Source organism: Mycobacterium sp., from assembly GCF_050701515.1.
GTDB lineage: Bacteria > Actinomycetota > Actinomycetes > Mycobacteriales > Mycobacteriaceae > Mycobacterium.
On the sequence record NZ_JBOGDB010000302.1, the window covers coordinates 1 to 3,340 of the forward strand.

The window sequence follows — 3,340 nt, forward strand, 5'->3', positions numbered from 1 at the left end:
CACCTCCCAGTTCGACGGCGAGCCGACGGTCGAGGTGTTCCGCGAGACCCTGCGACGTCGTTTACACCTGCTGGAACCGCTGCGCTATCAGCTCGTGGACATCCCGTTGCATCTGCACCGACCGATGTGGCGTGAACATGTCGAGGTCGACCTCGACTATCACGTACGGCCGATCCGGGTACCGACGCCAGGCGGCCGGCGCGAATTGGACAGCTGTCCGAGGCGGGCCGCGACCACCTGCGGCAGTTGGCCGCATTCCCTTCGGTCGTACGCCAGGCCGCGAAAGGCGTTGTGCGACTGCGGCGGCGCGCCCGCGAACGCGAGCACCATCCGCAGCTTGCTCGCGCTCTCCATCCACCGAAGACGTTCATCAACCACAAATTGTCCCCCCGGCGCACGTTTGCCACCGCGACATTGTCTTTGGCCGAAGTGAAGGCGACCGGGACGCAACTGGGCATCACCATCAACGACCTGGTGCTGTCGACCGCGGCGGGTGCCTTGCGCGAGCTGCTCCTGCGGTATGACGGTCAGGCAAGGGAGCCATTGATCGCGTCGGTGCCGGTAAGCATCGACACCTCGTCGGAGCGCATTAGCGGCAACGCGCTCAGCACGCTGCTGGTGTCACTGCCCGTGCATGTCGATGACCCGTTGGAACGGGTGCGGCTGACCTCGCTCGCAACCAAACAAGCCAAGGAAAGCCAGGAACTGCTCGGGCGCCAGACGATTGCCACATTGACCGATTACGTCCCTGCCGCCGCGGTGATCGCGGCGTTTCGCTTCGCGGCGTGGCGGAAAGCGCAGAACAAAGTGCTCAACCTCACCGTGTCGAACGTCGCGGGGCCGCGAGATCGCGCTCACATCGCTGGCACCGTGGTGAGCGAGTTCTACTCAGTTGGACCGGTGGCGGCCGGCGCGGGACTCAACATCAGCGTGCTCGCCGATGACCGCACATTGTCCGAGCCTCATCACGCCACCGACGCCATGATCCGGTCGTTCGCCGAGATACACCGCACAGCGGGGTTGGGTACGCAAGTGGGTGAGGTCGACTCGGCGATGCCCATTGCTCACGCTGTCTGAGCTGGTTGCTAGCTGCATAACAAGCAGGAGGGCGCGGCCGTTACCCTGGGCCCTGTGAGCAGCCAGCGAGTGCCCGGCGGGGTGGTGCACAAGTTGCCAGGAGACCTGCGCAAGGCGTTGATCACCAACACCCCGGCACTCGCTGCCTGGAAGGACATCACGCCGCTGGCACGCAACGAGTTCATCTGCTGGGTCGAGGACGCCAAGCAGGCGGCGACCCGAGAAGGCCGCATCCGCCGGACCCAGGAGGAACTGGAGGAAGGCAAACGCCGGCCCTGCTGTTGGCCGGGGTGCAAGCACCGCGACTAGACCTCTATCAGCCCCGCAATCCTGCGATGAGCCGTTGCACGCTGCGGGCCAAAGACCGTGGAACATGGTCGGGATCCATCAGGTCGCTCTCCGCCAAGGGGCTCGCCTCATCGGACACTGCCCGCTTAGTGAATCGTCGCAACGTCCTGCCCTGCCCTCGAAGTGCCTCGATGGCTTTCAGGAGCGACCCACATCGACCCATCGTCCTCTCCAACTCGTCGACGGACACGCCTAGATGTTCCGCGACCAACTGATGCCGCACCGACGTGAACTCGCGGCGGACGTCATCGAGTTCCGCGCTGTTCGAGTCGGCCTCGATGGCCACATCGCACTCGCTGTCGAATCCCATCGACCGGTTGTTGAGATTCGACGAGCCGATGCGCAGGATCCGATCGTCAACGATCAGAACCTTCGAGTGAATGTAGATCGGCGACCCGCCGTCGGTCACCGGCCAGTAGACGCCCAAACGACGATGTTCGTCGGCTTCCCATAGCATCTGAATGAGCCGATGGCGTGCGCCGTCCATCGTTTCCCGCTCGATGCGGTTGTTGCCTCTACGAGGAATGACGATGACGATCTCCGGACCGTCGCTTTCCCTTAGTCGGGCGGCTAGCGCATCGACGAGGCGCCGAGCTGCCAGATATTGGTTTTCTAGATAGATGGTGTGGCGTGCCGCCGCGATGGCGGCGAGGTTGAGCGCCTCCACCTCCCGAACCTCACGGCGACGGTCAAGCTCCGGCAAGGTGCGCGCGATCCCGACGTCGACGTTGCGCAGGGTCGGTTCCAGCTTGCTGGGCCAGGCGGCGTGCTTAGCGTCAACCGGAGCCAACGACTGGCCCGTCGCGGTCAGCCATCGCTCCCGAGCTTGTTCACCGAGTGCCCGCGCGGCCGCACCGTCCACTGCCGCAGCGACGTCGTGTCGCGGCCCGTAGCTGCCGCGCCCAACCGTTCGACGGCTGCGACTGTCATGCTCATGCGCACTGGTGTCCCATCGGTCGACGGTGAGGTCGACGCCACCGCAGAACGCCACTGCATCGTCGATGACCGCGATCTTCTGGTGATGGACGGACCCGGTCGGATGGGCGCCGTCGATGGCGAAGTGGATCCGCTTGCTGCTGATCTGATTCAGAAAGGCCACAGGGGTGAGCCCGAACCACATGGCATCAAACGCTGGTAGCAGGCGCAGGTTGGACTTCAGCAGGTAGATCTCGAGTCTTGGTCGTTTCCACAGCATCCAATAGAGGAAGGCGCCTAACTGATTGGGGCCAGGGAGTGTCTTGACGCCTCGTTCGAATGTCATCCTGGCGTCGAAATCCCAACCGATTAGGATGATTCGGTGCCGGGCGCGCAACATCGCCGCTTTGGCATACCTGAAGTAATCGGCGGCGTCGACAACGCAGGCGAACTGCTCGGCACGCGCCACGCGCCAGCACGTGTCGCCGGGGATCAGCAATCGATAGTCGCGCACGCTGAACCCCTCAACTGAGTTGGATGCTCAGCCCAGGCATAGCGCTGTGTCTACCACATTCAGGTCCTGCTACATGCGGTCACTTGTGGAGCTGCCGGCTAACTGGGTCGAGGCCGAAGACCTGTACGGTGGCTGACTTGCCCTTCAGGGCGTGAAATCCCCGGTCGATGAGTCCCGGCAGTCGAGGAACCAGGGCGTCGACGGACTGGTGGGTGAGAAGGATCGCATCACCGGTGGTCTTGGTGAGCTTTTCGACGCGGGCCGCGACGTTGACGGCGTCGCCGATCAGGGTGAACTCGAGCTTGCCTCCCCCGCCGATGGTTCCGGCGATCACCAGACCGGTGTTTATCCCGATACCGATGCGCAGCGCGCCGCCGAATCGCTCGGCCACGAGGCGGTGAATCAGCACCGCAGCGGACCCCGCGGCGTCGGCATGATCGGCGAGGTCGTTGGGGCCGCCGAAAACGGCCAGCGCAGTTGCCGCTC

4 protein-coding genes and 2 pseudogenes are annotated in these 3,340 nt (G+C 64.1%); 4 read left to right on the forward strand and 2 right to left on the reverse strand.

The window, feature by feature from the left end; translation table 11 throughout:
• Window positions 1-34: 34 nt before the first annotated feature.
• The 4 genes and pseudogenes from ACRDU5_RS22115 to ACRDU5_RS22130 all read left to right on the forward strand — a co-directional run.
• A pseudogene (locus ACRDU5_RS22115) lies at window positions 35-147 on the forward strand (hypothetical protein); the annotation flags it as partial.
• A 99-nt stretch (window positions 148-246) separates the two neighbouring features.
• Window positions 247-417 (forward strand): annotated as a pseudogene (locus ACRDU5_RS22120) (wax ester/triacylglycerol synthase family O-acyltransferase); the annotation flags it as partial.
• A 12-nt stretch (window positions 418-429) separates the two neighbouring features.
• Complete coding sequence (locus ACRDU5_RS22125) at window positions 430-1,077, forward strand: WS/DGAT domain-containing protein (RefSeq protein ID WP_526617136.1); 648 nt, start codon at window positions 430-432, stop codon at window positions 1,075-1,077.
• Window positions 1,078-1,131: 54 nt separating this feature from the next.
• Window positions 1,132-1,386, forward strand: a complete 255-nt coding sequence (locus tag ACRDU5_RS22130; protein ID WP_526617133.1) for a YdeI/OmpD-associated family protein — start codon at window positions 1,132-1,134, stop codon at window positions 1,384-1,386.
• A 7-nt stretch (window positions 1,387-1,393) separates the two neighbouring features.
• Here the strand turns inward: ACRDU5_RS22130 and ACRDU5_RS22135 are convergent, their stop codons facing one another.
• Complete coding sequence (locus ACRDU5_RS22135) at window positions 1,394-2,854, reverse strand: phospholipase D-like domain-containing protein (protein ID WP_526617134.1); 1,461 nt, start codon at window positions 2,852-2,854, stop codon at window positions 1,394-1,396.
• Window positions 2,855-2,933: 79 nt separating this feature from the next.
• On the reverse strand, window positions 2,934-3,340 hold a 407-nt coding region (locus ACRDU5_RS22140; protein ID WP_526617135.1), incomplete at its 5' end, for an adenylate/guanylate cyclase domain-containing protein.